Genomic DNA, 22,592 nt, shown 5'->3' on the forward strand with positions numbered 1-22,592 from the left:
GGCGCTTCGTCAGCGCCGACGATGGTCGCAGTGGCAGAGCGTCGCAGGGCGGCTCAGGCCAGGGCCTGGTCGACCTGGCCCGAGCCCGGGCGGGCGCCCAGGTAATAGAACAGTGCCGCCAGCAGCACCGAGCCGATCAACAGGTAGAAAGTCGCCACCGGCACCAGGTGTGCCAGGGCGAAACCGCAGATCACCGGCCCCAGTGCCGCGCCGAGGTTGGACAGGTTCTGCGCACCGTAATACACCCCGCGCAGGTGTTCAGGGGCAATGCTGTCGATGAACATGTATTCGGCCGGGATGACGATGATTTCGCCCAGGGTGAACACCAGCATCGCCAGGCACCAGACCAGCAGCGAGTCGGCCACGGAGAAGCCCAGCAGGCCGGCGAGGAACAGCGCCATGCCGGCCAGCAGCCAGGGCATCAGCTGGCGGCTGTTGATACGTCGACCGATCACGTACTGCAGGGCGATGACCGTGATGGCGTTGGTGGCCACCAGGTAGCTGATGTAGTGCGCCGCCTCGCTGGCGCTGCTGGTCACCACCAGGTATTGCGACAGGTAGGCGGTGAACTGGCCGAACACCACGGCGCTGAGGGCGCCGCCCAGGGTGAAGCAGATCAGCCGGCGATCCTTGAGCAGTTGCACGCCGACGCTGGCAAAACCGCTCGGCGCCGCGCCGTCCGGAACAGCCCGCGCCGAGCGCTCGCCCCAGCGCCGGTAGCACAGGCAGGTGACCAGGCCCAGCGCGGCGGACAGCAGGAACGGCAGATGACTGTCGAACAACACCAGGGCCACGCCGACAAAGGGCCCCACGGCATAGGCGACGTTGCTCAGGGTGTACTTGATCGAGAACACCTCGGCGCGCTCCTCCACCGGCAGCAGGGCGCAGAAGCCGGCCTTGGCGGCGATATCGACCACGGCCAGGGCCAGGTTGATCAGCACCAGGCTGATGAAGAACAGGCTCAGTTCGCGGCTGATCACCGCGGCCACGAAGGCCAGGGCAAAGACCAGGGTCGAGACGATGATCACCGTGTAGCTGCGCAGGGTATCGATCAGGTAGCCGCCGTACAGGCTCAGCAGCGAAGCGACGATCAGCGCGCCGCCGATCACCAGGCCGATGCCGCTGATGTCCAGGGTGAAATTTTCCGCGAGGTAGACCACCAGGTAGGGCAAGGTGATCGCCCGGGCCAGGGTCAGGATAAAAGTGGTCGCCAGCAGCAGGCGCACCTGCGGGCTGTAGCGCGTTACGGCAGCGAGCATTGTCACATCCTTGTTGTCAGTGCGGTAAGCCATCGGGCTAAGCATACGCTCGGGCGCTGGCGGTGTAACAGAAGATGTTTATATCTGTAAAATCGATAACAGATAGAGAAAATACCCGTTATATGGATATTCTTTCCAGGCATAAGATGGTCACACCTCACTGGACAACAGGAGACCTGACCATGGCTTGCCTGCAACACACCGCTTCCCCCTTTCGGCCGTTGAGCCACCTGGCTCACCCGCGGGAAGTGATTCGTCAATTCACCCCCAACTGGTTTGCCGCGACCATGGGCACCGGGGTGCTGGCCCTGGCCCTGATGCAGCTGGGTATCAACAGCCTGCACGGCGTGGCCGAAGCCTTGTGGTGGCTGACCATCGGGCTTTTCGTGCTGTTCACGGTGCTCTACACCGCACGCTGGGTGCTGTTCTTCGATGAGGCCCGGCGGATCTTCGCCCACTCCACCGTGTCAATGTTCTTCGGCACCATCCCCATGGGGCTGGCGACCATCCTCAACGGTTTCCTGCTGTTCGGCATCAACCGCTGGGGCGAGGGCATCGTGCCCTGGGTCGAGGCGTTGTGGTGGTTCGATGTGGCCCTGGCACTGCTGTGCGGCGTGGCCATTCCCTACTTGATGTTCACCCGCCAGGAACACAGCATCGACCAGATGACCGCGGTCTGGCTGCTGCCGGTGGTGGCGGCGGAAGTCGCCGCGGCCAGTGGCGGCCAGCTGGCGCCGCACCTGCTCGACGCCCACGCCCAGTTCCTGGTGCTGATCACCAGCTATGTATTGTGGGCGGTATCGCTGCCGGTGGCCTTCAGCATCCTGACCATCCTCATGCTGCGCATGGCCCTGCACAAGCTGCCCCACGCCAACATGGCCGCCTCCAGCTGGCTGGCGCTGGGCCCCATCGGTACCGGGGCGCTGGGTATGTTGCTGCTGGGCGCCGATGCCCCGGCGATCTTCGCCGCCAATGGCTTCGGTGAGCTGGGCGAAATTGCCCGTGGCCTGGGGCTGGTCGCCGGCATTGTGTTGTGGGGCGCGGGCCTTTGGTGGCTGCTCACTGCGGTACTGATCACCCTGCGCTATATCCGCCACGGCATGCCGTTCAACCTGGGGTGGTGGGGCTTCACCTTCCCGCTGGGCGTCTACAGCCTGGCGACCCTCAAACTCGGTGCCTGGCTGGGGCTGGTGTTCTTCCAGCAGATGGGCCTGGTGCTGGTGGTGATGCTGGCGGGGCTGTGGATGATGGTGGGTAGTCTGACCCTGCGCGGCGCCTGGCGCGGTGAGCTGTTCGTCTCGCCTTGCCTTGCCGGGTTACACAAGTAGATTGCATTTACCTGAGCGATTGTGGCTTTGTGCGGCCTGCGTGCCTCTTACAACAAAGCCACCCTCAGGTACACGATTGATGAGTCAAGCCTCGCAATTCAGCCTCCTTGGCAAACGGCGCTTCCTGCCATTCTTCATCACCCAGTCGCTGGGCGCGTTCAACGACAACCTGTTCAAGCAGTCGCTGATCCTGGCCATTCTCTACAAACTGGCGATCGAGGGTGACCGTTCGATCTGGATCAACCTCTGCGCCTTGCTGTTCATCCTGCCGTTCTTCCTGTTCTCGGCCCTGGCCGGGCAGTTTGGCGAGAAATACGCCAAGGACGCGCTGATCCGCCTGATCAAGCTGGCCGAAATCGGCATCATGGCCGTCGGTGCGCTCGGCTTTCTGACCAACCACCTGAGCCTGATGCTGCTGGCGTTGTTCGCCATGGGCACCCATTCGGCGCTGTTCGGCCCGGTCAAATACTCGATCCTTCCCCAGGCCCTGCACGAGCAGGAACTGGTCGGCGGTAACGGCCTGGTGGAAATGGGCACCTTCCTGGCCATCCTGGCAGGCACCATTGGTGCCGGGATCATGATGTCGAGCACCTCCTACGCGCCGGTGGTGGCCTGCGCCGTGGTCGCGGTGGCCGTGCTGGGCTACCTGTCCAGCCGCTGGATTCCCCGGGCTGTCGCTGCATCGCCGCAGATGAAACTGGACTGGAACATTTTCACCCAGTCCTGGGCAACCCTGCGCCTGGGTCTGGGCCAGACCCCGGCGGTGTCGCGCTCGATTGTCGGCAACTCGTGGTTCTGGTTCGTCGGCGCCATCTACCTGACCCAGATTCCGGCCTACGCCAAGGACTGGCTGCACGGCGACGAGACCGTGGTCACCCTGGTGCTGACCCTGTTCTCCGTGGGGATTGCCCTGGGCTCCTTGCTCTGTGAGCGTTTGAGCGGCCACAAGGTGGAAATCGGCCTGGTGCCGTTCGGCTCCTTCGGCCTGACCCTGTTCGGTCTGCTCTGGTGGTGGCATTCGGGGGATGTTCAGGCGGCTGCCACGCCTCATGACTGGCTGGCCCTGCTGGGCATGGCCGAGGCCTGGTGGATCCTGCTGGCGATCGTCGGCCTGGGGATTTTCGGCGGCTTCTATATAGTGCCGCTGTACGCCTTGATTCAGTCGCGTACCCCGGTGCAGGAACGCTCGCGGGTGATCGCCGCCAACAACATACTCAATGCGCTGTTCATGGTGGTGTCGGCCATTGTCACCATTGTCCTGTTGAGCCTGGCCGAACTGAGCATTCCCCAGTTGTTCCTGGTGGTGTCGTTGCTGAACATCGGCGTCAACGCCTACATCTTCCGCATCGTCCCCGAGTTCACCATGCGTTTCATGATCTGGCTGCTCAGCCATTCCATGTACCGGGTCAAACACCGCGACCTGCAGCTGATTCCGGATGAAGGCGCGGCGTTGCTGGTGTGCAACCACGTGTCGTTTGTCGATGCGCTGCTGATCGGCGGGGCCGTGCGCCGGCCGATCCGTTTTGTCATGTACTACAAGATCTACCGCTTGCCGGTGCTCAACTTCATCTTCCGCACCGCCGGCGCCATTCCCATCGCCGGACGCAACGAGGATGCCCGGACCTACGAGCAGGCTTTCAAGCAGATTGCCGCGTACCTGGCGGCGGGCGAACTGGTGTGCATCTTCCCGGAAGGCAAGCTGACCACCGATGGCGAGATCGATGAGTTCAAGGGTGGCTTGAGCCGGATTATCGAACAGACGCCGGTGCCGGTGATTCCCCTGGCCTTGCAGGGGTTGTGGGGCAGTTTCTTCAGCCGGGATCCGGCCAAGGGCTTTTTCCGTCGCTTGTGGTCGCGGGTGACCCTGGTGGCCGGCGACGCCGTTCCGGTGGAGGCGGCGCAGCCGGCGGTGCTGCGAGAGCGGGTCAGCCAGTTGCGTGGCGACCTGCGCTGAGCGGGGAGGGCAAGGTCAGCTGGCGCTGACCTTGAGGCCGACCAGGCCGCTGACGATCAAGGCGACACTGGCCAGGCGCACCAGCGCCATGGATTCGCCGAACAGGATGATGCCGGCGATCACGGTGCCGACAGCACCGACACCCGTCCAGATGGCGTAGGCCGTGCCCAGTGGCAGTTCCTTCATGGCCAGGCCCAGCAAGCCGAGGCTGATGACCATGGCGCCAACGGTCAGGATGGTGGGCAGGGGGCGGGAGAAACCGTCGGTGTACTTGAGGCCGACAGCCCAGCCCACTTCGAACAGGCCGGCGAAAAACAGGATGATCCAGGACATGCAAAAGCTCCATCAGTGTGATGGGGCCGTCCCCCGGGATGATCACGCAAAGCGTCGTGAGGTCGTCCTCACAGTGGGCAATATAGTGCCCAATCCAGCTGCTAGGGGCAAGTTGCGCCCGTAGCCGCTGCCTGACGGCAGCGGCTACGTCGAATCAGATCCCCTGCGGAATCTCTTCGCCGCCCAGCGCTTCGAACAGCGCCGGCAGGAACTCGCCGAAGGTCAGCATCATCAGGGTGAAGCTGGCATCGAGCTGGCCCAGGGCTTCATCGCCGCCGTCTTCTTCTGCCTGGTCTTGCAGCAGTTCTTCAAAACGCAGGCGCTTGATCACCATCTTGTCGTCGAGCACGAACGACAGCTTGTCCTGCCAGGCCAGGGACAGTTGGGTCACCACTTTGCCGGTGCCCAGGTGCAGTTGGATCTCGTCGCTGGTCAGGTCCTGGCGCTTGCAGCGCACGATGCCGCCATCTTCGTGGGTGTCGCGCAGTTCGCATTCGTCGAGGACGAAGAAGTCCGGCGCCGCCTGCTGGGTCTTGACCCAGTCGGTCATGGTCGCGCTCGGGGCAATCTTCACGGTCAGCGGACGCACCGGCAGCGAACCCATGACCTCGCGCAGGGTCGAGAGCAGGTCTTCGGCACGCTTGGCGCTGGCCGAGTTGACCAGGATCAGGCCTTGCTTGGGGGCAATGGCGGCGAAGATCATCGAGCGACGAATAAAGGCACGCGGCAGGAAGGCCTGGATGATCTCGTCCTTGATCTGGTCACGCTCCTTCTTATAGACCTTGCGCATCTGCTCGGCTTCGATCTCGTCGATCTTCTCCTTGACCGCATCGCGCACCACGCTGCCCGGCAGGATACGTTCTTCCTTGCGGGCGGCGATCAGCAGGAAGTCACCGCTGACATGGACCAGTGGCGCATCTTCGCCTTTACCGAACGGGGCGACGAAGCCGTAAGTGGTCAACTCCTGGCTGGCGCAAGGGCGCGCCGGCTTGCTGGCCAGTGCAGTTTCCAGCGCTTCGGGATCGAACGGGACATCCTGGGTCAGGCGGTAGGTCAGCAGGTTTTTGAACCACATTGGGTGAATCTCTCCTTAATACATAAGGAGGGCATTATTCTCCGAGCGGGCACTTCAGGCCAAGTCCGCTAAGTCTTTGGAACGGCTGAAAAATTTTTTTAAAAAAGTGCTTGCCAGCGTGTGCGGTGCTCCGTAGAATGCGCGCCACACCGAGACGAAAGGGTGATTAGCTCAGCCGGGAGAGCATCTGCCTTACAAGCAGAGGGTCGGCGGTTCGATCCCGTCATCACCCACCACTTCTCAGTGTATCGCGCGGCGGTAGTTCAGTCGGTTAGAATACCGGCCTGTCACGCCGGGGGTCGCGGGTTCGAGTCCCGTCCGCCGCGCCATATATCGCTTCCAGGGCCCACTGAACACCCGGAAGCAACAGAGAAAGCGACCTTAGGGTCGCTTTTTTTGTTTCTGCCTTTTGAAGGCCATCGTGCCTCGCCATGGTGCAGTTCTCCCCAAGTCGGTGCGCCTGCGCCGCGTTGTTGCAGGAATTTCCCACGTCTTTACAGGGTTGCGCGAACTGGCGCGGGCCTTGCTTATACCTGTTCATCCGGCAATCAACGCAGATTGCCCCGTTCACGACAAAGGCGCCGTGTTGCACCTGCTTGTTTTCGCAAGCCGGGGCAGCAGGGCGCCTTTTTGTTTGCGCAAGCAGGAGGTAGGCAGATGAGCAGCACCAGCGTGCGCAGCGTTTGCCCGTATTGTGGCGTCGGCTGCGGCATTGTCATGACGGTTGAAGGCAACCGGGTGACCAAGGTCAGCGGCGACAAACTGCACCCGAGCAATTTCGGCCGGTTGTGCACCAAGGGCCTGACCGCCCACCAACCGCTGCGCGATTCCGGGCGCATGGAGCAGGCCTATTTGCGCAAGCAGCGCCAGCGCGATCCGGTGCAGACCGGCGTGGATACGGCCATTGAGCAGGCCGCACAGCGACTGCGGGCGATTCTCGACGAGCATGGCCCTGATGCCCTGGCCTTTTATGTCTCCGGGCAGATGTCGCTGGAAGCCCAGTACCTGATCAACAAACTGGCCAAGGGCTTTGTCCGCAGCCGGCATATCGAGTCCAACTCGCGCCTGTGCATGGCCAGCGCCAGCAGCGGCTACAAATTGTCGCTGGGGGCCGACGGGCCGCCGGGCAGCTATGAGGATTTCGACCGCGCCGAGGTGTTCCTGGTGATCGGGGCGAACATGGCCGATTGTCATCCGATCCTGTTCCTGCGCCTGCTCGACCGGCTCAAGGCCGGCGCCCGGCTGATCGTGGTCGATCCGCGGCGCAGCGCCACTGCCGACAAGGCCGACCTGTTCCTGCAGGTCCGCCCCGGCACTGACCTGGCCCTGCTCAACGGCCTGCTGCATCTGTTGCACAAGAATGATCAAGTCGACGCCGATTTCATTGCCCGTCACACCGAAGACTGGGAGACCATGCCGGCCTTTCTCGAGGACTACACCCCCGAGCATGTCGCCGCCATCACCGGCCTTGCCGAAGCCGACATCCGCCAGGCCGCCCAGTGGATTGGCCAGGCCCCCGAGTGGATGAGCTGCTGGACCATGGGGCTGAACCAGAGCATCCATGGCACCTGGCAGACCAACGCCCTGTGCAACCTGCACCTGGCCACCGGTGCCATCTGCCGGCCGGGTAGCGGTCCCTTTTCCCTGACCGGCCAACCCAATGCCATGGGCGGGCGGGATATGGGCTATATGGGCCCGGGCCTGCCGGGTCAGCGCTCGGCACTGGTCGAGGCGGATCGAACCTTTGTCGAACAGCTCTGGCAGATTCCCGCCGGCAGCCTGCGCAGTGAGGCGGGCGACGGTACCGTGGCGCTGTTCGACAGCCTGGCCGCCGGAAGGATCAAGGCTTGCTGGATCATCTGTTCCAACCCGGTGGCCAGCGTTGCCAATCGCCAGCAGGTGATCGACGGCCTGCAAGCGGCGGAACTGGTGATTACCCAGGATGCCTTCCTCGACACCGAGACCAACCGCTACGCCGACATTCTCCTGCCCGCCGCACTGTGGGCCGAGGGCGAGGGGGTGATGATCAACTCCGAGCGCAACCTGACCCTGATGAGCAAGGCGGTCCAAGCGCCCGGCGCCAGCCTGCCCGACTGGCAGATCATCGCCCGCATCGCCTGTGCGATGGGCTACGCCGAGGCCTTCAGCTATGCCGATGCCGAGGCGGTGTTCGAGGAAATCCGCCAGACCTGGAACCCGGCTACCGGCTATGACCTGCGCGGCGTCAGCTACGACGTTTTGCGCCAGGCGCCGCAACAGTGGCCATGCCCACCTCGGCGTGACAACCCGCGCAGCCCGCTGCGCTATCTCAATGACGGCCTCAGCCAGACGCTGCACCGCGATGTGCAGGGCCAGGTGCCGGCCATCGCCTTCCCCACGACCAGCGGCAAGGCACGCTTTTTCGCCAGGCCTTATCTGCCGCCGGCCGAACGGCCCGATGATGATTTCCCCCTGGTGTTGAACACCGGCCGGGTCCAGCACCAATGGCACACCCTGACCAAGACGGGCAAGGTGGCGACCCTGAACAAGCTCGATCCCGGACCTTTCCTGGAGATCCATCCCGAGGATGCCGCGCGCCTGGGGATCGCCGAAAAGGATCAGGTGCAACTGCGTTCACGGCGTGGCCAGGCGCTGCTGCCGGCGCGGATCAGCACGCGGGTGTTGCCGGGCAACTGCTTTGCGCCGTTTCACTGGAACGATGTCTATGGCGACAACCTGGCGGTCAACGCCGTCACCAGCGACGCCGTCGATCCCGTGTCGCTGCAACCGGCGTTCAAATATTGCGCGGTGGCCCTGGCGCGGGTCGCCGGTGAACGTATTCCTGCCACCCCGATCGACCAGGAGCATCCTGCCATGCCCACCGACACCCTGAGCCGCTTGCTCGGCCTGGACCCCCGGGTTGAACTGGTCCTGGCCGAAGATGAACAACAATACATGCAGGGTTTCGTCCTCGGCCTGCGCAGCGCGCAAGCCCGGCTCGACGGGGTGCCGACCCTGCCGGCCAGCGCGCCGCTGGCGCCAGCGCGGCGCTTGCTGGTGGACGGTCTGCTGGCCGGCCTGTACTCACGCAGTGCCCAGCCCCAGGCCGCGCCGCTGAACGCACCGGAGCAAGCTCGGCACCTGCTGCTCTGGGCTTCGCAGACCGGCAATGGCCAGGCCCTGGCCGAACAGTGCGCCGAGCGCCTGCGCCAGGCGGGTCTGGCCGTGCAATTGAGCTGCATGGAGACGGTGGCCATGGAGCAACTGGACGGTGCCGCCAGCCTGTTGCTGATTGCCAGTACCTTTGGCGATGGCGATGCGCCGGACAGCGGCGCCACCTTCTGGCAGGGCTTGCACGGTGAGCAGGCCAGTCGCTGCGCAGGCTTGCCCTATGCCGTACTGGCGCTGGGCGACTCCAGCTATGAGCAATTCTGTGGCTTTGGGCGCAAGCTCGACCAGCGCCTGGCCGAACTGGGTGGCCAGCGCCTGCTGGAGCGGGTCGATTGCGAGGGCGATCTCGACGAGCCCGCCGGGCAGTGGCTGCAGGCCTTGCTCGACAAGCTTGGCGGCACGTCTGTGGCAGTAACCAGCGCGGCACCTGCACCCGTAGCGGTCAGCTTCAGCAAGCAGCAACCCTTGCCGACACGCTTGCTCGACAACCGCCTGCTCAACAGCCCTGGCGCCACCAAGGAAACCCGGCAACTGGTGTTCGAGCTGGCCGACAGCGGCTTGAGCTACCAGGCCGGTGATGCCCTCGGCGTGTGGCCGCGCAACTGCCCGGCGCTGGTGGACGAACTGCTGCTGGCGACCCGGCTCGATGGCGGCCAGTCGGTCAGCCTCAAGGGCCAGGCCGACATGCCGCTGGCCGAAGCCCTGGCCGGGCACCTGGAAATCGCGCGTGTCACGCCCAAGCTGCTCGAAAGCGTTGCCGCCCATAGCAGCCAGTCGCCGCTGTCGGATTTGCTCAAACCCCAGAACAAGGCAGCCCTCAAGGACTGGTTGTGGGGCAAGCAGCTGATCGACGTGGTCCACGCATTCAACCCGCAACTGGACCTGGACACCTGGCTGAGCCTGCTCAAACCGATGCAGCCGCGCCTGTATTCGATCAGCTCCAGCCCCAAACATCACCCCGGGCAGGTCCACCTGACCGTATCCACCGTTCGCTATGGCGCGCGCAAAGGCGTGTGTTCGACATACCTGGCCGATCGGGTGGGTGAGGACCAGGTGAGGATCTTCACCCAGCCGACCAGCCACTTCCGTCTGCCCGAAGACAGCAATGCGCCGGTGATCATGGTTGGCCCCGGAACCGGTGTGGCGCCGTTCCGTGCCTTTCTCCAGGAGCGCCAGGCTACTGGCGCCACGGGGCGCAACTGGTTGTTGTTCGGTGAGCAGAAAGCGGCCAGCGATTTTTATTACCGCGACGAATTGCTGGCCTGGCAGCGCGACGGCCACCTGACCCGGCTGGATACCGCGTTCTCCCGTGACCAGGCAGAAAAGATCTACGTTCAGCAGCGCATGCTCGAACAAGGCGCCGAGCTGTGGCGCTGGCTGGAGGAGGGCGGCCACTTTTATGTCTGTGGCGACGCCGAGCGCATGGCCCGGGATGTCGATGCGGCGCTCAAGCAGGTGGTACGTGAGCATGGTGCGCTCAGTATCGATCGGGCGCAGGCCTATGTCAGCGAACTGAGCCGCAGCAAACGCTACCTGCGCGACGTGTATTGAATGCCCCATAAGGGGGAGGGCTGCACCAGCCTGGGTCGATATCCGCTGCGATCAGCGGCGTTCAGGCCCTGAAAAAGCGGCTTTTGGCAGTTGGCACGCTACCTGCTTTTGCAATACCACAACGTTCTCGCGGGTCAATGGCGATCCGCACCGGAACTACATAAAACGACCAGGCAAAGGCGCCTGGAGCTTCGGCTCCAGGCGCCTTTTTTGTTTTTCGGGGTTCGCCCCGGCCGCACAGCCACCGTGAATGGCCTTGAGTGAGGATCAGGTATGAATGCAGCAACGACCATCACCCCGCGGGAAAAACTGATCATCGTCGGCAACGGCATGGTGGGGCATCACTGCGTCGAGCAACTGATCGAACAGGGCGCCTTGGGCCGCTTCGAACTGCGGGTGTTCGGCGAGGAACGTCAACGCGCCTATGACCGTGTGCACCTGTCGGAATACTTCAGTGGCAGCGATGCCGAAACCCTGGCAATGGGCGCTGCGGGCCAGTACACCAAACACGGTATTGCCCTGCATCTGGACGAAGCGGTGCTGGAAATCGACCGCGAACGCCGAGAGGTGGTCACGCCGGCCGGTCGCTATGCCTACGACCAGTTGATCCTGGCCACCGGCTCCTACCCCTTCGTGCCACCGATCCAGGGCTGCGAGGGCGCCTCGCGCCTGGTCTATCGTACCCTCGATGACCTCGACGCCATCCGCGCCGCCGCAGCCAATGCTCGACGTGGCGTGGTGGTCGGCGGTGGCCTGCTGGGCCTGGAAGCGGCCAACGCCCTCAAGTCCCTGGGCCTGGAAGCCCACGTGGTGGAATTCGCCCCGCGCCTGATGCCGGTGCAGCTGGATGCCGAAGGTGGCGCGGCCCTGCGGGCACAGATCGAAGCCTTGGGCGTGGGTGTGCACCTGTCGCGGGCGACCCAGTCGGTGGTGGCCGGTGAGGACTATCGCTTTCGCATGAACTTCGACGGCGGCGAGTTTCTCGAAACCGACCTGATCGTGTTCTCCGCCGGGATTCGTCCGCAGGATGCCCTGGGCCGCAGCAGCGGCCTGGACGTTGCCGCCCGTGGCGGTGTGGTGATCGACAGCGCCTGCCGTACCAGCGATCCGCTTATCTTCGCCATCGGCGAATGCGCTTCGTGGAACGGCAGCGTGTTCGGCCTGGTGGCGCCGGGCTACAGCATGGCGCGCAATGTCGCTGCGGCGCTGGCAGGTAGCGATGCCGGCAGCTTCACCGGCGCCGACATGTCGACCAAGCTCAAACTGCTGGGTGTCGATGTCGGTTCCATCGGCGATGCCCATGGCGCCACGCCCGGTGCGCGCAGCTACCGTTTCATCGACGAAGCAGGTTCGGCCTACCGCCGCCTGGTGGTCGATGCCAGTGGCAGGCAGGTGTTGGGGGCGGTGCTGGTGGGCGACAACAGCTACTACGACACCCTGCTGCAGTACGTACAGAATGGCATTGCCCTGCCAGCCGATCCGGCGGCGCTGATCCTGCCGCAATCGGGCGGCGCCCCGGCCCTGGGCGCCGATGCCCTGCCCGACAGTGCGACCATCTGCTCCTGCCACAACGTCAGCAAGGGCGCGATCTGCAAGGCCATCGACAATGGCTGTGGCGAGCTCGGCGAACTCAAGCAACAGACCAAGGCCTGTACCGGTTGCGGCGGTTGCGCGGCGTTGCTCAAGCAGGTGTTCGAGCATGAGCTGATCGCCCGCGGTGTCAGCGTCGACAAGAGCCTGTGCGAGCACTTCGCCTACACCCGCCAGGAGCTCTATGCGCTGGTGCGTGTCGAGGGCATCCAGAGCTTCGATGAGATGCTCGCCAGGCATGGTCGCGGCCATGTCGGTTGCGACATCTGCAAACCTACTGTCGGCTCGATCCTGGCGTCCTGCTGGAACCAGCCGATCATGGACCCGTCGCTGGTGCCCCTGCAGGACACCAACGACACCTTCATGGCCAACATGCAGAAGAACGGCACCTACTCGGTGGTGCCGCGCATCCCCGGTGGCGAGATCACCCCGGACAAACTGATCGTCATCGGCCAGGTCGCGAAAAAATACGACCTCTACACCAAGATCACCGGTGGGCAGCGCATCGACCTGTTCGGCGCGCAGCTGCACGAGCTGCCGGCCATCTGGGGTGAACTGATCGAGGCCGGATTCGAGACCGGCCATGCCTATGGCAAGTCCACGCGCACGGTCAAATCCTGCGTGGGCAGCACCTGGTGCCGTTATGGCGTACAAGACAGCGTGCAGATGGCCCTGACCCTGGAAGACCGCTACAAGGGCCTGCGCTCGCCGCACAAACTCAAGTTCGCGGTGTCCGGCTGTACCCGTGAATGCGCCGAGGCGCAGAGCAAGGACATCGGTGTGATCGCCACCGAGAAAGGCTGGAACCTGTACATCTGCGGCAACGGCGGCATGCGCCCGCGCCATGCCGAGCTGTTCGCCACCGACCTGGACGACGCCGGTCTGATCCGCATCATCGACCGGGTGCTGATGTTCTACATCCGTACCGCCGACAAGCTGCAACGCACTTCGGTCTGGCGCGAGAGCCTGGAGGGCGGGCTGGACTACCTCAAGGCGGTGATCCTCGACGACAGCCTGGGCCTGGGCGCCGAGCTTGAAGCGCAGATGCAACTGGTGGTCGATCGCTACGAATGCGAATGGGCCAACGCTCTGAAAGACCCGGAGAAACTCAAGCGCTTCCGGACCTTCGTCAACGACCAGCGGCCTGATCCGGGCGTGCATTTTGTCCGCGAGCGTGGCCAGCGCCGGCCGATCGGCGCCGCTGAACTGCATTTGATCCCGACCACTGAAGAGGTGCTGTGATGAGCCTGTCCAATGCTGCTGTAAACCTGCAAACGCAACGCTGGCAAACGGTCTGTGGTCGCCAGGACCTGGTGGCGCACTCAGGCGTGGTGGTCTGGTTCGAAGGCCGGCAGGTAGCGCTGTTCTACCTGCCCGGGGAGGACAACCCGGTGTTTGCCATCGACAACCAGGATCCGAAGTCCGGGGCCAACGTGATCGGTCGTGGCCTGGTGGGGCATCTCAAGGGTGAACTGGTGGTGGCGGCGCCGTTGTACAAGCAGCATTTCAGCTTGAATGACGGGCGCTGCCTGGAGGATGCACGGCAGTCTTTGCAGGTGTGGCCGGTGCGGCTAAGGGGGGAGCAGGTAGAGATCGGTCTGTAGGAGCGGGCTTGTCCCGCGATAGCGGTCTGTCAGTCACACCGCAATCGCGGGGCAAGCCCACTCCTACAGAGGATTGGCGCTGAAGCGGTCGCAGTCCGCGCACGGCCCCGATAAACTCCGGGCATGAACCTCGATACCCGGATCAAATTCCGCCATCTGCTGTGCTTTCTCGAAATCGCTCGCCAGGGCAGTTTCGCCAAGGCCGCCGATGCCATGGCGATCAGTCAGCCAGCCATCTCCAAGACCCTCAAGGAGCTTGAAGACCTGCTGCAGACCCGCCTGTTCGAACGCAGCAAACAGGGCGTCGAGCTGACCCCGGCCGGCACGCGTTTCATGCGATACGCCGGGCCCAGCGTGCAAGCCCTGCGCGAGGGGGTCAGTACCCTGCGCGGCGAGGAGCATGCGCCGCCGCAAGTGCGCATCGGCGTGTTGTCCACGGTCGAAAGCCTGTTGATGCCCGAGGTGCTCTGCCGCCTGCATCAGCGCCACGACGCCCTGGTGGTGAGCGTCGCCACCGGGCCCAGCGCGCACCTGCTGGCGCAGTTGCACGTCGGCGAGCTGGACCTGGTGATCGGGCGCATGACCGACAGCCCGCAGATCCAGGGCCTGCTGTTCGAGCACCTCTACAGCGAGTCGATGTCGCTGGTGGTGCGTCCAGGGCATCCGTTGCTGGCCCGCCAGCCCATCGAACGCAATCAGGTGGGGCACTACCCGCTGGTACTGCCGCTGGCCGGCACCACCATTCGCAAGCACGCCGACAGCCTGTTCGTGCAGTGCGCCATTGAACAACCCGTGCAACGCCTGGAAACCCTCTCGCCGGCCTTGAGCCGGCGCTACGTACAGGGCAGCGATGCGGTCTGGGTGGCCCCGCGCGATGCCGTGCGCGTCGACCTGGGGCGGGGCGAGTTGTGCGAGCTGGACCTGGGCGTGCAGGAGCCGGGCGGCTCGGTGGGTATCTGCAGCAATGCCGCCTTGCCCCTGAGCCTGCCGGCCCGCTGGCTGTGCGAGGTGCTGCGCGAAGTGGCGGGGCAGTACCGCGACGGCAGCTACCCTTGAAACCCCCGCCATATTACAAACTGCTACAAAAACTCCGTTGGGACATTGCTCAAGCGTCGACTGCCGACAATACTGGCCACTGGCTGTAGCGTTGCATGAAGAAGCGTTTAACTGGCTGAACTTATCCGGCTTTTCTTGCTCTCATGCCGGTAGCCATTGGTCGTGGCCGCCTGATAAGCTCGCGGCTTTACTCGATTGCCCTTTTGGCGCATGAACAAGGAAATAGCATGAAACAGCATCGGTTGGCGGCTGCGGTTGCCCTGGTTGGTCTGGTCCTGGCGGGTTGCGATTCGCAGACCAGCGTCGAGCTCAAGACGCCGGCACAGAAAGCCTCCTACGGTATTGGCCTGAACATGGGCAAGAGCCTGGCTCAGGAAGGCATGGACGACCTTGATTCGAAAGCTGTTGCTCAAGGCATCGAAGATGCTGTCGGCAAGAAAGAACAGAAGATCAAGGACGAGGAACTGGTCGAAGCCTTTGCCGCCCTGCAGAAACGTGCAGAAGAGCGCCTGGCCAAGATGAGCGAAGAGTCGGCCGCTGCCGGCAAGAAGTTCCTCGAAGAAAACGGCAAGAAGGCCGGTGTCGTCACCACAGCTTCCGGCCTGCAGTATGAAGTGGTCAAGAAGGCCGATGGCGCCCAGCCAAAGCCGGATGACGTGGTCACCGTCCACTACGAAGGCAAGCTGATCGACGGCAAGGTCTTCGACAGCTCGGTGGAGCGTGGCAGCCCGATCGACCTGCCGGTCAGCGGCGTGATCCCGGGTTGGGTCGAAGGCCTGCAACTGATGCACGTCGGCGAGAAGTACAAGCTGTACATCCCGTCCGACCTGGCCTACGGCGCACAAAGCCCGAGCCCGATGATTCCGGCCAACTCGGTCCTGGTGTTCGAGCTGGAACTGCTGGGCATCAAGGATCAGGCCAAGGCTGACGCCGACGCCGACACTGCAGCCGAGTAAGCTGCACGCTGTATTGCCAACGCCCCGCCTCGACGGGGCGTTGTCGTTTCTGGTCGTGATATGAACCCTGCACCGATACGAGCGTCTGAAAAACTGCAGTCAAAGCGGAAAAGGTGCAGGATAGGCAAAACGTTTGCGGCAATTGAAACAGGTGTGTAAAAAACGCCCGATTTGAGCGCGACCCTTGCCGGGCGGGCGCCGCGAGCTCGGAAAGGGGCTCTGTTCACAAGGTTATCCACAATAATTGTGGATAACCTTTCCTTGGCAACTGGCGGGAGGCTGTATGAAAGCACCGTGGAGTTTCGCCCGTTTTCTGCCCCTGGCCGAGCGATTGCTCAGCCGTGGCCGTCTGCCGGCGCTGATTTTCGCCGTGGCACGCAAGGGGCCGCGGCTCGGCAAGCTGCGTGAGGATGTGCGCCTGATGCAGGCCCTGTGTCTGGCCTGGTGGCGCGGTGAGTACCGGTCGATCAGCCCCAGGGCGCTGGTGACGGTAGTGGCCGGGTTGCTGTACTTCGTCAGCCCCCTGGATGCGATTCCCGATTGGCTGCTGGGAGTGGGCCTGCTCGATGACATCGCCGTGCTGGCCTGGGTGCTCAAGGCCGTCTCCGATGAACTGGCGGCCTTCAGTGCCTGGCGCAAGCGCCAGACGCCGGAAAAACTGCGGGTGGTCGAACGCCTGCCTGACACCCCGCAAGCCCTGCACCTGGAACATGAAAAAGGCTGATTGGCGCTCGCCCCCTGCACACCTCGGCTGGCTGGTTATATAATTGGCATAAGGGTTATGCCTACGGATTACATGCCGTAATCCTACAAGGGGGTTGTATGGGTATTCAGGTCATAAGCCGGGACGGTCAACCCGAGTATGCGGTTGTACCTTGGGATCAGTACCAGGCACTACTCAAAGCAGCGGGCCAGAGCGAGCCGGCTGCCGTTGAAAGCACCAGTTCCATCCCACAACCAAGCGCCAGCCTGCCGAGTTTCAGCGAGCTGGCGCGCTTGCGTGAAGGCAAGGGCCTGGCGCCGGAACAACTGGCGCGCAGTGTCGGTATCAGCCCGGTGTACCTGGCCCTGATCGAAAGTGGCGAGCGTCGGCCGGATAACGCTATCCGCCGCAGCCTCGCCTGGGAGCTGGGTGTGGCCGGCTGGAGCGAGCCGTCGTGAGCAGCGTGCGGATCAGCCGCCAGCACTGGGACGGCCTGCTCGGCGAGCTGGACCTGGCCCGTCGCCAACGTCACTTGTTGACCTACCGTGCGCTGCTCGAACGCCTGCAACTGCCCAGTCCCGCCATGCAGACCCTGACCGCCGCCCTTGAGCACCTGGCCGCGCTGGATGCCCGGGCCGAGCAGCCACTGCGCAGCTCGCTGGTGATCAGCCAGGGCGCCAGCCGCTTGCCGCGTACCGGCTTCTTCGAGTGCGTAGAACGCCTGGGACGTTTTTCCGGGCCGTCGGACGGCATGGCCGCCGCGTCCTGGCATGCCTCCGAAGTGGTCCGTGTGTTCGAGTACAGCTACCCCGAAGAGGCCTGAGCCGCAGATTGGGTATCGATCCGGTAGATGCTCTGCCCAGGCATGTCCTTGGCCCGGTGCTTGGCCTGCGAGGCCAGTTCCGCCAGTTGCCCGGCATCCAGCTCGGCGCAGGCCTGTGGGTGCAGCAGCACCACGCCGATCGACAGTGACAGCAAGGCAAACGTCTGACGCAGCCCTTGGCGGTTGGAGGCGATAAAGCTGCCGGCCTGCAGGTGTTCGGCGCGATAGAAGCGCTGGCATTGCCGCTGAAAGTCCTCCAGCAGCCGCTGCAACCTGTGTTCCCAATCCCCGGAACCGAGCACCAGCATGAAATCGTCACCGCCAATATGACCGACGAAGTCGTGTTGGGGATCGACCCGTTCATTCAGGCACTGCGCCAGGCACAGCAGCACCTCGTCGCCACGGGCGTAGCCGTAGAGGTCATTGAACGGCTTGAAGCTGTCGATATCCACGTAACATATCGCCGCCTGGCGCTGCTGGTGCAACAGCCGGGTCAGGCACTGCTGGATCGGCACGTTGCCGGGCAGCAGGGTCAGGGGGTTGGCGTAGCGCGCCTGCTGGATCTTCTGTTCGGTGATCAGCTTGAGCACATCGATCACCCGCCCCAGGCCCAGGTAGCGGCCATTGTGGGTGATGATGAAATCTTCCTCGATGCGCTGGCGGGCCCGGCTGGTGAGCAGGCGGCTGACCTGCTGCAGCGACTGGACAAGCTCCACGGCGAGAAAATCATCGCTCATCAGCCGGCTGATCGGCTTGCGCGCGAACAGGTCGGTGGCGAAGGGTTTGAGCAGGGCATCGGACAGCGAGTGGCGGTGGACAATGCCGCAGGGCTGGCGCCGTTCGTTGAGCACCGCCAGGGAGTTGAGGTTGGCCTGGCGGCGGAACAACTCCAGCACCTGCGCCGTCGGCGTGTCCCGGGTAACCGTCTGTTGCTCGTTGAGCAGAGCCGCGAGGTTGCCGCTGTCCTCGTTCAGCACCTGAACCTCGCGCGGCGGCTGGCCGAGCATCTGCTGAACATCCCGGCACGGCTGCTCCTGGGGGCGGCCAAGCAGGTAGCCCTGGACCAGGTCGACCCCCATGTCGGTCAGTACCTCCAGTTCCTCGGCCAGTTCGATGCCTTCGGCGATCACCTGGGCCCGTGAGGCCCGGGCGATCTGCAGGATGGAGCCGACGAACTCGCGCTTGACCGCATCCAGGTGGATACCGTCGATGAAGTGACGGTCGATCTTGACGTAGTCCGGGCGCAGCTCCGACCACAGCCGCAGGCTCGAATAGCCTGCACCCAGGTCGTCCAGGGCAATGGAGAAGCCCATGTCGCGGTAATGGTGCAGGGCATTGAACAACAGCTGGAAATCGTCGGTCGGGGTCTGCTCGGTCAGCTCGATCACCACCCGATCTGGCGACAGGCCCAGATCGTGGAGCATCTGCAGGGTGCGCCCGGACTGGTACTGGGGTTCGAGCAGCGATTCGGGGGAGACGTTGAGAAACAGCTTGCCGTCCAGTCGCTGCTGGCTGAAGCGTCGGCACGCGCTTTCCCGGCAGGCCACTTCCAGTTCGGTCAGGCGGCCGGCCTGGCGGGCCACGGCGAACAGGTTGAGCGGTGAATGCAGCGGGCTGTTGGACGGCCCGCGGCTCAAGGCTTCGTAGCCGAGGATACGCCGCTCGGACAGGCAGACAATGGGCTGGAACAGGCTGTGCAAACCGCTTTGAGCAAGGATGGCGCTCAACGCACTGAGCTGTTCGGTCACGGTCATGGTGGCACTGCCTTGAAAAAAAGGGACTGAGGCCAACGGCGCTCAGTCCCTTATTTCACGACAGAATCGTGACTGTTTGATGACGCAATAGCGGCACAGTCACATTATCTTGCCATCACTCTCAGCGGTTGTTTTTCGCTACCGCCGAATTCAGCCCCAGGTAGTCGAGCAGGATACGCCCGGACTCCGACAGGTAGGCGTCGTCTTCCGGCTTGGTATCGTCCGGCTCGGCCGGCAGGGCGTCTTCGTCTTCCTTCTTGAGTTCCTTGAGCGGCTCCTCGCCCTTGGCCTTGCGCCGGGTGTTCTCCAGGGCCAGTTGCTTGCTTTCGATATCGGCATGCTGGGCACGGCGTTCGGCTTCGTTGAGGCTGACGGTCTTCTCGTTCATCAGCTTCTGGGTCAACGCCAGGCGGTCGCGGATGTAGACGAACTCCGGATCCTTGGCGGTGCGGCTGTCGTGACGGGCCTTGAGCTGGGCCAGGAACGGCTTGAACGGGTCGACCGCCGGCTTGATCGCCGGGCGGATGGTGTCCCACGGCATGGCTTCGGGCAGGGCGCTCTCGCCGATTTCCTTGGTGTCGATGATCGACGGGTAGTCGATGTCCGGCAGCACGCCCTGGTGCTGGGTGCTCTGCCCGGACACCCGGTAGAACTTGGCCAGGGTCAGTTTCAGCTCGCCATGGTTGAGCGGCTGGATGGTCTGCACGGTGCCCTTGCCGAAGGTCTGGCCGCCGAGGATCAGCGCACGGTGGTAGTCCTGCATGGCGCCGGCGAAGATCTCCGAGGCCGAGGCTGACAGGCGGTTGACCACCAGCGCCAGCGGGCCCTTGTAGAAGGCGCCGTTGTTCTCGTCTTCAAGCACATCGACGCGGCCGTCGCTGTTGCGTACCAGTACCGTCGGGCCCTTGTCGATGAACAGGCTGGTCAGCTCGGTGGCTTCCTGCAGGGATCCGCCGCCGTTGTTGCGCAGGTCGATGACCACGCCGTCGACTTTTTCCTTCTGCAGTTCGGTGAGCAGCTTCTTCACGTCACGGGTGGTGCTCTTGTACTCCGGATCGCCGGCACGGAAGGCCTTGAAGTCCAGGTAGAAGGCCGGAATCTCGATGATGCCCAGCTTGTAGTCGCGGCCGTCCTGCTTGAGCTTGAGCACCGACTTCTTCGCCGCCTGCTCTTCAAGCTTCACCGCTTCGCGGGTGATCGGCACGATCTTGCTGGTCTGGTCGTTCGGCGCATTGCTGGCCGGGATGACTTCCAGGCGCACCACAGAACCCTTCGGCCCGCGGATCAGCTTGACCACTTCGTCCAGGCGCCAGCCGATCACGTCGACCATTTCCTTGTCGCCCTGGGCCACGCCGATGATCTTGTCGGCAGGCGCCACCTGTTTGGTCTTGGCGGCAGGGCCGGCCGGTACCAGGCGCACGATCTTGACCTGGTCGTTGTCGCTTTGCAGCACGGCACCGATACCTTCGAGCGACAGGCTCATGTTGATATCGAAGTTTTCCGCGTTGTCCGGCGACAGGTAATTGGTGTGCGGGTCGTAGGACTGGGCGAAGGTATTGATGTAGGCCTGGAAGATATCCTCGGCACGGGTCTGGTCCAGGCGCGTGAGCTGGTTCTTGTAGCGCTTGGTCAGCAGCTCCTGGATGGCCTTGTTCTCCTTGCCGGCGATTTTCAGGCGCAGGACTTCATCCTTGACCCGTTTACGCCACAGGTCGTCGAGCTCGGCCTGGTTCTTCAGCCACGGGGCGTCCTTGCGGTCGACCAGCAGGGTTTCCTTGGTGGTGAAGTCGAAGTTCTCCACGCCCTTGTTCAGCTCGGCCAGGGCGAAGTCCAGGCGCGACTTGACCCGGTCCAGGTAGCGCTTGTAGATGGTGAAGCCGGGGTCCAGGTTGCCGCTCTTGAGGAAGTCGTCGAACTGGGTCTTCCACTTGTCGAACTCGGCGATGTCGCTGGCCAGGAAGTAGCTGCGGGCCGGATCGAGCAGCTTCAGGTAGCTGTCGTAGATGATGACAGAGCGCGCATCGTTGAGCGGCGGCTTGCTGTAGTGGTGGCGCTTGAGCAGCTCGACCACGTTGAGGCTGGCGACCACTTCGTCGCGCCCCGGCTGGAGTTTGTCCCAGCTGTTGCTGGCCCATGCATTGCCTGCCAACGGCAGACTGCCCAGGCCGATCAACAGGGCTAGCGTGGTGCTTGGCAGAAAATGCTTCATGCTGAATCGACGTAGGGACAATTGATCACGCATAGTAGGCCGTCTTTGAATTCGCCGGCTCAATGAGAGCCGGACGCATAATGCAAAAAGCCCGGGGCTACAGCCCCCGGGCTCAGTCATGACTCAACTATGGAGGCACTGTGAAGGCATTGCAAGGCGTTGACGGACATGTGGAGTGGGTTGCGACGACAAGTCCAACCTGCGATATCGGTCAAGTACGCATTCGCGTGGCCGCTGCCGGCCTCAATCGTGCCGATCTGCTGCAGCGCGCCGGGCTCTACCCGCCGCCGCCGGGGGCCAGCGAATTCCTCGGCCTCGAGTGCGCCGGGGTGATCAGTGAAGTGGGCCCGGGGTCGTCCTGGCAGGTGGGCGACCGGGTCTGTGCGCTGCTGGCCGGTGGCGGCATGGCTGAAGAAGTGGTGGTCGATGGCCGCCATGTGCTGCCGGTGCCCGAAGGCCTGAGCCTGCAGGAAGCGGCGGCGATCCCCGAGGTGTACGCCACCGCCTGGCTCAATGTGTTCCAGCTGGCCGGTCTCAAGCCCGGTGAGAAGGTCTTGCTGCATGCTGGCGCCAGCGGTGTGGGTTCGGCGGCGATCCAGCTGTGCAAGGCCTTTGGCAGCCCGTGCTGGGTCAGTGTCGGCTCCACCGAGCGCCTGGCCTACTGCGAAAGCCTCGGCGCTAGCGGCGGCGTGGTGCGCGGTGATGACATCAACGGCCTGAACGATTTTGGCCCGTTCGATGTGATCCTCGATCCGGTCGGGGCCAGCTATGCCGAACTCAACCTCAAGCTGCTGGCGAAGGATGGACGCTGGGTCATTATCGGCCTGATGGGCGGGCGCAAGGCCGAGCTGGACCTGACCCAGTTGCTGGTCAAGCGGGTGCAGGTGGTCGGCTCGACCCTGCGTACCCGTGATGATCAGTTCAAGGCCGATCTGCTCCGCGACCTGGGCCAGCAAGTGTGGCCGTTGTTCACCGAAGGCAGGCTCAAGCCGCAGTTGGCCAGAGCCTATCCGGTCAAGGATGCCGAGGCGGCGTTCGCCGAGCTTGCCAGCAACCAGGTGTCGGGCAAGCTGGTGCTGGTGATCGACGAGAGTCTGGTGTAACCCATATCGCAGGCTTCGCCAGCTCCCACAAAGACAGTTGTCGCTAGATGGGTAGCCGCTGCCGAGGAACGAGGCTGCGATCGACTGCCTGTAGGAGCGGCGGTGCGACGACTCGACTTGCCCCGCGATGCGTCGCAGCGTCCA

16 protein-coding genes and 2 tRNA genes are annotated in these 22,592 nt (G+C 63.7%); 13 read left to right on the forward strand and 5 right to left on the reverse strand.

The window, feature by feature from the left end; translation table 11 throughout:
• Positions 1 to 53 precede the first annotated feature (53 nt).
• Positions 54 to 1,259 (reverse strand): MFS transporter, encoded by a 1,206-nt coding sequence (locus ACIQUS_RS22790; protein WP_403051846.1) that lies wholly within the window; start codon positions 1,257 to 1,259, stop codon positions 54 to 56.
• Positions 1,260 to 1,441: 182 nt separating this feature from the next.
• On the opposite strand from ACIQUS_RS22790, the gene ACIQUS_RS22795 reads away from it, so the two are divergent.
• Positions 1,442 to 2,587, forward strand: a complete 1,146-nt coding sequence (locus ACIQUS_RS22795; RefSeq protein WP_403051848.1) for a TDT family transporter — start codon at positions 1,442 to 1,444, stop codon at positions 2,585 to 2,587.
• 79 nt (positions 2,588 to 2,666) lie between these two features.
• Complete coding sequence (locus ACIQUS_RS22800) at positions 2,667 to 4,541, forward strand: MFS transporter (RefSeq protein ID WP_403051850.1); 1,875 nt, start codon at positions 2,667 to 2,669, stop codon at positions 4,539 to 4,541.
• Positions 4,542 to 4,556: 15 nt separating this feature from the next.
• On the opposite strand, the gene sugE is transcribed toward ACIQUS_RS22800, so the two are convergent.
• Both sugE and rdgC read right to left on the reverse strand, forming a co-directional pair.
• Positions 4,557 to 4,874 (reverse strand): quaternary ammonium compound efflux SMR transporter SugE, encoded by a 318-nt coding sequence (gene sugE, locus ACIQUS_RS22805; RefSeq protein ID WP_403051853.1) that lies wholly within the window; start codon positions 4,872 to 4,874, stop codon positions 4,557 to 4,559.
• A 154-nt stretch (positions 4,875 to 5,028) separates the two neighbouring features.
• Positions 5,029 to 5,949, reverse strand: a complete 921-nt coding sequence (gene rdgC / locus ACIQUS_RS22810; protein WP_403051856.1) for a recombination-associated protein RdgC — start codon at positions 5,947 to 5,949, stop codon at positions 5,029 to 5,031.
• A gap of 160 nt (positions 5,950 to 6,109) precedes the next feature.
• Between rdgC and ACIQUS_RS22815 the strand changes: the two genes are divergently transcribed.
• The 10 genes from ACIQUS_RS22815 (at position 6,110) to ACIQUS_RS22860 (ending at position 17,382) form a co-directional block, all read left to right on the forward strand.
• Positions 6,110 to 6,185, forward strand: a tRNA-Val gene (locus tag ACIQUS_RS22815).
• A gap of 16 nt (positions 6,186 to 6,201) precedes the next feature.
• A tRNA-Asp gene (locus ACIQUS_RS22820) sits at positions 6,202 to 6,278 on the forward strand.
• 328 nt (positions 6,279 to 6,606) lie between these two features.
• Positions 6,607 to 10,650: a molybdopterin-dependent oxidoreductase gene (locus ACIQUS_RS22825; protein ID WP_403051859.1), complete on the forward strand. Its 4,044-nt coding sequence runs from the start codon at positions 6,607 to 6,609 to the stop codon at positions 10,648 to 10,650.
• Between the two features lie 273 nt (positions 10,651 to 10,923).
• Complete coding sequence (gene nirB / locus ACIQUS_RS22830) at positions 10,924 to 13,482, forward strand: nitrite reductase large subunit NirB (RefSeq protein WP_403051862.1); 2,559 nt, start codon at positions 10,924 to 10,926, stop codon at positions 13,480 to 13,482.
• Positions 13,482 to 13,844, forward strand: a complete 363-nt coding sequence (gene nirD, locus ACIQUS_RS22835; RefSeq protein ID WP_403051865.1) for a nitrite reductase small subunit NirD — start codon at positions 13,482 to 13,484, stop codon at positions 13,842 to 13,844. Before nirB ends, nirD begins: the two co-directional genes overlap by 1 nt.
• Before the next feature lie 123 nt (positions 13,845 to 13,967).
• Positions 13,968 to 14,900: a pca operon transcription factor PcaQ gene (pcaQ, locus tag ACIQUS_RS22840; RefSeq protein ID WP_403051868.1), complete on the forward strand. Its 933-nt coding sequence runs from the start codon at positions 13,968 to 13,970 to the stop codon at positions 14,898 to 14,900.
• A 227-nt stretch (positions 14,901 to 15,127) separates the two neighbouring features.
• Positions 15,128 to 15,856, forward strand: a complete 729-nt coding sequence (locus tag ACIQUS_RS22845) for an FKBP-type peptidyl-prolyl cis-trans isomerase (protein ID WP_403051871.1) — start codon at positions 15,128 to 15,130, stop codon at positions 15,854 to 15,856.
• 283 nt (positions 15,857 to 16,139) lie between these two features.
• On the forward strand, positions 16,140 to 16,580 hold the full coding sequence (locus ACIQUS_RS22850) for a YkvA family protein (RefSeq protein ID WP_403051874.1): 441 nt from the start codon (positions 16,140 to 16,142) through the stop codon (positions 16,578 to 16,580).
• Between the two features lie 98 nt (positions 16,581 to 16,678).
• Entirely contained in the window at positions 16,679 to 17,017 is a 339-nt protein-coding gene (locus ACIQUS_RS22855; protein ID WP_403051877.1) for a multiprotein-bridging factor 1 family protein, read from the forward strand.
• Positions 17,014 to 17,382: a hypothetical protein gene (locus ACIQUS_RS22860; RefSeq protein ID WP_028943624.1), complete on the forward strand. Its 369-nt coding sequence runs from the start codon at positions 17,014 to 17,016 to the stop codon at positions 17,380 to 17,382. The genes ACIQUS_RS22855 and ACIQUS_RS22860 overlap by 4 nt, the downstream gene beginning before the upstream one ends.
• Here the strand turns inward: ACIQUS_RS22860 and ACIQUS_RS22865 are convergent.
• Both ACIQUS_RS22865 and ACIQUS_RS22870 read right to left on the reverse strand, forming a co-directional pair.
• Entirely contained in the window at positions 17,364 to 19,136 is a 1,773-nt protein-coding gene (locus tag ACIQUS_RS22865; protein ID WP_403051881.1) for a bifunctional diguanylate cyclase/phosphodiesterase, read from the reverse strand. The genes ACIQUS_RS22860 and ACIQUS_RS22865 overlap by 19 nt on opposite strands.
• A 121-nt stretch (positions 19,137 to 19,257) precedes the next feature.
• Positions 19,258 to 21,345: a carboxy terminal-processing peptidase gene (locus tag ACIQUS_RS22870; protein WP_403051884.1), complete on the reverse strand. Its 2,088-nt coding sequence runs from the start codon at positions 21,343 to 21,345 to the stop codon at positions 19,258 to 19,260.
• A 140-nt stretch (positions 21,346 to 21,485) separates the two neighbouring features.
• Here ACIQUS_RS22870 and ACIQUS_RS22875 point away from each other — a divergent pair, with 140 nt between their 5' ends.
• The gene (locus ACIQUS_RS22875) at positions 21,486 to 22,448 is read left to right on the forward strand and encodes an NAD(P)H-quinone oxidoreductase (protein ID WP_403051887.1); all 963 of its coding nucleotides are present in this window, start codon (positions 21,486 to 21,488) and stop codon (positions 22,446 to 22,448) included.
• The last annotated feature ends 144 nt before the right edge of the window (positions 22,449 to 22,592 follow it).

This window comes from Pseudomonas sp. NPDC090755, assembly GCF_044769005.1.
Classification (GTDB): Bacteria; Pseudomonadota; Gammaproteobacteria; order Pseudomonadales; family Pseudomonadaceae; genus Aquipseudomonas.

Excerpts from the sequence above, each read along its gene's own strand:
- ACIQUS_RS22790 (WP_403051846.1), bottom strand. The coding sequence starts at position 1,259 with ATGCTCGCTGCCGTAACGCGCTACAGCCCGCAGGTGCGCCTGCTGCTG.
- ACIQUS_RS22795 (WP_403051848.1), top strand. The coding sequence starts at position 1,442 with ATGGCTTGCCTGCAACACACCGCTTCCCCCTTTCGGCCGTTGAGCCAC.
- ACIQUS_RS22800 (WP_403051850.1), top strand. The coding sequence starts at position 2,667 with ATGAGTCAAGCCTCGCAATTCAGCCTCCTTGGCAAACGGCGCTTCCTG.
- sugE (WP_403051853.1), bottom strand. The coding sequence starts at position 4,874 with ATGTCCTGGATCATCCTGTTTTTCGCCGGCCTGTTCGAAGTGGGCTGG.
- rdgC (WP_403051856.1), bottom strand. The coding sequence starts at position 5,949 with ATGTGGTTCAAAAACCTGCTGACCTACCGCCTGACCCAGGATGTCCCG.
- ACIQUS_RS22825 (WP_403051859.1), top strand. The coding sequence starts at position 6,607 with ATGAGCAGCACCAGCGTGCGCAGCGTTTGCCCGTATTGTGGCGTCGGC.
- nirB (WP_403051862.1), top strand. The coding sequence starts at position 10,924 with ATGAATGCAGCAACGACCATCACCCCGCGGGAAAAACTGATCATCGTC.
- nirD (WP_403051865.1), top strand. The coding sequence starts at position 13,482 with ATGAGCCTGTCCAATGCTGCTGTAAACCTGCAAACGCAACGCTGGCAA.
- pcaQ (WP_403051868.1), top strand. The coding sequence starts at position 13,968 with ATGAACCTCGATACCCGGATCAAATTCCGCCATCTGCTGTGCTTTCTC.
- ACIQUS_RS22845 (WP_403051871.1), top strand. The coding sequence starts at position 15,128 with ATGAAACAGCATCGGTTGGCGGCTGCGGTTGCCCTGGTTGGTCTGGTC.
- ACIQUS_RS22850 (WP_403051874.1), top strand. The coding sequence starts at position 16,140 with ATGAAAGCACCGTGGAGTTTCGCCCGTTTTCTGCCCCTGGCCGAGCGA.
- ACIQUS_RS22855 (WP_403051877.1), top strand. The coding sequence starts at position 16,679 with ATGGGTATTCAGGTCATAAGCCGGGACGGTCAACCCGAGTATGCGGTT.
- ACIQUS_RS22865 (WP_403051881.1), bottom strand. The coding sequence starts at position 19,136 with ATGACCGTGACCGAACAGCTCAGTGCGTTGAGCGCCATCCTTGCTCAA.
- ACIQUS_RS22870 (WP_403051884.1), bottom strand. The coding sequence starts at position 21,345 with ATGAAGCATTTTCTGCCAAGCACCACGCTAGCCCTGTTGATCGGCCTG.